Annotated in this window: 5 protein-coding genes; 2 read left to right on the top strand and 3 right to left on the bottom strand. The window is 48.9% G+C overall.

Annotated elements, in window-relative coordinates; translation table 11 throughout:
* The coding region (locus VIM87_RS23240) for a hypothetical protein (protein WP_331999318.1) at nt 1-689 on the bottom strand (689 nt) is incomplete at its 3' end.
* A gap of 182 nt (nt 690-871) precedes the next feature.
* Between VIM87_RS23240 and VIM87_RS23235 the strand changes: the two genes are divergently transcribed.
* The gene (locus tag VIM87_RS23235; RefSeq protein WP_331999317.1) at nt 872-1,795 is read left to right on the top strand and encodes an acyl-CoA desaturase; all 924 of its coding nucleotides are present in this window, start codon (nt 872-874) and stop codon (nt 1,793-1,795) included.
* Nucleotides 1,796-1,897: 102 nt separating this feature from the next.
* On the top strand, nt 1,898-3,130 hold the full coding sequence (locus VIM87_RS23230) for a multidrug effflux MFS transporter (RefSeq protein ID WP_331999316.1): 1,233 nt from the start codon (nt 1,898-1,900) through the stop codon (nt 3,128-3,130).
* 3 nt (nt 3,131-3,133) lie between these two features.
* Here the strand turns inward: VIM87_RS23230 and VIM87_RS23225 are convergent, their stop codons facing one another.
* Nucleotides 3,134-3,568 carry an acyl-CoA thioesterase gene (locus VIM87_RS23225; RefSeq protein ID WP_331999315.1) on the bottom strand — a complete coding sequence of 145 codons (435 nt, stop codon included), beginning with the start codon at nt 3,566-3,568 and terminating at the stop codon, nt 3,134-3,136.
* Between the two features lie 128 nt (nt 3,569-3,696).
* Nucleotides 3,697-4,525, bottom strand: an 829-nt coding sequence (obgE, locus tag VIM87_RS23220; RefSeq protein ID WP_331999314.1) for a GTPase ObgE, incomplete at its 5' end; no start/stop codon positions are given.

Genomic DNA, 4,525 nt, shown 5'->3' with positions numbered 1-4,525 from the left:
CTATATCTTTTATCCTCATCAAACTGTAAGATAAAAATGCTGTTACGTTTAGGGAATTGTTCATTGGGCTGCCAGTTCACCCGTATGGTATCGCCCCGCTGTTCCCAGGTGCCTTTCAGTGTAATGGATTGTTCAGCATTGGTGGTGTCGGTTAACTTTGAATAATATTCGAACAGGCAGCTGCCGTCTTCATCAAAGTACATCTCACCCTGCTCACTGGTAAAGGGGTAGTTCAGCACACCGGTATCTTCAGTGCCGTCAGTACGTTCTACCTGGCTTAATGTAAAGCTTTTTTCATGCAGCGTTTTCTTGTCCAATGGCGTCCAGTGCCCTTTGGCAGTAGTAAACCCTTTATCAAACACCAGCTCAAAATGTCCGTCGTACGGGTGGTCACCGGGTTCATTCAGGCGAACCACCCAGCTATCCCCCTCTTGTTTCAGCGTTCCGCTAAGGTTACGCCGCAAACCTTTATGCACATTATAACCTGCCAGGTGATTGGGGCTGGTATAATTGATGGTAATAAAAATGGGCGCCCCGCCAAAATCACCCTTATAAAGGCCTATGGCTTTTTGTTCCGGTAAGGCGAGTCCAACAGCAGTACTGTCTGTAGCAGCAACGGGCGGTGCAGCCGGTGCGGAACATGCGCCCAGTATAACAGCGCACGCAAGGGTAGTGATAGTGTATTTCACAGGTATCCGGGATTTGACGTAAAATAAAGTAATTCTATGGTAATTTATTTACATCAAAGGGTATTAATCTCTTATTATAACCCGGATATGTACTAATTTTATAAATGAACCATATCTTAACAGTACGTTACCATATGATTTAAATCATTGGATAAAAGAAACTATCATCCTACTTTTGAATAATGAACATCACAAAACAACACAGGGAGCGGCCTAAATGGCTGCATGAGATGGACTTCATGGGCATGCACCTGATACCTTTACTGGCTTTCTTTACACACGTAACAGCGTTTGACTGGATCTTGTGCGCGGCGCTGTATGTAGTACGCATGTTTTTTGTAACCGGCGGTTATCATCGCTATTTTTCACACCGCGCTTTTAAAACATCGCGCTTTTTCCAGTTTATACTGGCAGGCGGCGCACAAAGCAGCTTTCAGAAAGGGGTACTGTGGTGGGCTGCTAATCACCGTGTTCACCATAAGCATAGCGATACACCCGAAGATCCGCACTCTGCAAACCTGTATGGTTTCTGGTATGCGCATATTGGCTGGATCATGGGGCCGGAATACAAGCCCACCCGTTATGAGCTTATCAAGGATATGAAGCATAAAGAGCTGTACTGGCTCAACAAATATCATTTTGTACCGCCGGTGATCTTAGCTATTGCAGTATACTTTGTAGGTAACAAAGTGAACGGTACTGGTTTCTTCGACTGGGGCGCAGGGGTTTCTACCTTGCTGATCGGGTTCTTCCTGAGCACCATCATACTGTTTCACGGCACCTTTACCATCAACTCCCTGATGCATAAGATCGGTAAGCAGCGTTATAAAACCGGCGATCAATCCCGCAACAGCCTGGTGCTGGCGCTGGTAACGCTGGGTGAAGGCTGGCACAACAACCACCACTATTATCAAAGCGCTGCCCGGCAGGGCTTTTACTGGTGGGAAATTGATATCACATACTATATCATCCGCACCTTAGGCGCGCTGGGTATTGTATGGGATATACGCGGCGTACCGGTGAAAGTGAAGGAAAGTAACAAACTGAACCAACCAGCAGGAAATAAAGTGCCTATACCGGCGCCTGAATATCAATCAGAAAACTAGGGAAACCGATCCGGTATAAGTACAATTAATACCGGGATTTGGTACATACCTCCCAAATATACCTTGTGTACTTTTGTGAAGTATAACCAATACCCGGGCATTATGACCAAGAGCAGATATTTCTTCCTCATCATCATATTAGGCGCCTTGACAGCATTGGCGCCTTTTTCTATTGATATGTACCTGCCGGGTTTCCCGGCAATTGCCAAAGACCTGCATAGCGACATTGCAGCAGTAGCACTTTCTTTATCCAGCTTTTTTATTGGCGTATCTGCCGGGCAGCTGCTGTATGGCCCGCTGCTGGACCGTTTTGGCCGTAAGCGTCCTTTACATATAGGCTTGCTGGTGTACCTGCTGGCTTCCTTGGGTTGTGTGATGGCTACCTCTGTGGAGGCATTGATCGTACTGCGCTTTTTACAGGCATTAGGTTGCTGCGCAGCCACCGTAGCATCCACCGCTATGGTGCGCGACCTGTTCCCGGTTGAGGATAATGCAAAAGTATTTTCCATGCTGCTGCTGGTAGTAGGCGCATCACCCATGCTGGCGCCGGCCATTGGCGGGTATGTAAGTGAGTTCCTGGGCTGGCATTACATTTTTATAATTCTTACCGCGCTGGCCGCCGTGATACTGGCCGCCGCTTTCTGGGGCTTGCCGGAAAGCAGCGCACCGGATCCCAGCTACTCTTTAAAGCCGGGGCCTATTACACGCAGCTTTCTCTCCGTCGTGCAGGAGCCGCGGTTCACCACCTACGCTTTAACCGGCGCTATTTCCTTTGCAGGATTGCTGACGTATGTAGCGGGTTCGCCCAACGTGTTCCTGGAGATCTTTAAAGTGTCCGGCACGCAATACAGTCTCATATTTGCTTTGCTGGCAGCGGGTTTGATAGGTGCGGGGCAGGTGAATAGCGTAATGCTCAGAAAGTATAAGAGTGAGCAGCTGATCGTAACTGCATTGATCACTCAAACTATTATAGCCCTGGTATTGGTAACGGCCAGCACAAATGGCTGGATAGGGTTTAGCGGTACGCTGGTGCTTATTTTCATGTACCTGTCATGCGCAGGCTTTATTTTCCCCAATGCATCGGCCCTGTCCATGGCGCCGTTCTCTAAAAATGCGGGTAGCGCATCTGCGCTCATGGGCGCTTTACAAATGGGGCTGGGGGCGCTGGCCTCTGTAGCTGTGAGCCTGTTAAGCAAAATAGATCATACTACTTTTCCTATGACGGGGGTAATGGCCGGCTGCTCCCTGCTGGCAATGGGCATTTTACTCACCGGCGCCCGGGTGATCCGGGTTAGGGATGCCCGTAAAACGGCGCTCTGTGATCTTTCCGCCTAAAACTTAATTCAGTCTTGCAGGATCAGGATTATCCCTTAAGCGGTCTTTGGCAAATGTAATGGCGGTTTTACCGTGTGGCGTGGGCTTTCCGCTTTCATCCACATTTACGAACACCATTTTTTCTATAGCCAGTACCGGTTCCTGGGTGATCTTGTTCCTGACCTCACATTTCAGCGTAATAGAAGTAGTACCAAAGTGGGTAGCTACTATACCCAGCTCAATAATATCTCCTAAGCGGGGAGCGCTTATAAAGTTGATCTCTGAAATAAACTTGGTAACCACATGCGGGTTGTTAAGCTGCAGAATGGCGTAGATCACAGCTTCTTCATCTATCCATTTCAATAGGCTGCCGCCAAATAAGGTGTGGTTAGGGTTCAGGTCTTCCGGTTTCACCCATCTGCGGGTGCGGAATTTTAATTCGGGTCCTTGCGTTTGCATAAAAAATCCTTTTTTAAGAGAAGTATTGGAATAGGGAGGGGTTGCTCGCATTGAATGACAATGCAAAGGTCAGTAATAAACCAGAATTTTTTTAATGATATTATTTATGCAGGTATAAGCGCCGTCTATTAATTATTTAATGCTTTCCACAAAAGATCCTTCAGCTCACTGAGCCCCTGTTGGGTAACGGAGGAGATGAACACATGCGGTACATCTGCCGGCAGCTCCGCTGCTATAGCGGTTTTCAGCTCCTCATCCAGCATATCGCTTTTGCTGATGGCCAGCAGGAATTGCTTATCCAGCAGCTCAGGATTATATTGTTCCAGCTCATTCAACAGAATGTCGAACTCCTGGCGGTGATCCTTACTATCCGCCGGTATCAGGAATAACAGTACGGCGTTACGTTCTATATGGCGCAGGAAACGGTGCCCCAGGCCACGGCCTTCATGGGCGCCTTCAATAATACCCGGCAGATCGGCAATGCAGAACGATTGGTTATTGCGGTAAGCTACCATGCCCAGGTTGGGAGTAAGAGTAGTAAATGCGTAGTCGGCAATTTTAGGTTTGGCAGCAGTGATGGTTGAAAGCAGGGTAGATTTGCCGGCGTTGGGAAAACCCACCAGCCCTACATCTGCCAGCACTTTCAGCTCCAGCACCTTCCAGCCTTCCCGGCCGGGCTCACCGGGTTGGGAATATTCCGGCGTTTGGTTGGTGGATGTTTTAAAGTAGGCATTACCCCGGCCGCCCATGCCGCCCGGCATTAAGATCACTTCCTGCCCGTCGTTCAGGATCTCTGCTTCCAGCTCCCCGGTTTCCTCATCGCGCACCTGGGTGCCGGGTGGCACTTCAATAATAATATCCTCCCCATCCGCACCCGTACAGTTATTGCGGCTGCCGTTGCCGCCATCCTTGGCTACTACGTTCTTGTACCAGCGCAGGTGCAGCAGGGTCCATAGC

Source organism: Chitinophaga sp. (assembly GCF_036569125.1).
Taxonomy (GTDB): domain Bacteria; phylum Bacteroidota; class Bacteroidia; order Chitinophagales; family Chitinophagaceae; genus Chitinophaga.
This window is presented reverse-complemented; position numbering and strand designations above follow the sequence as displayed.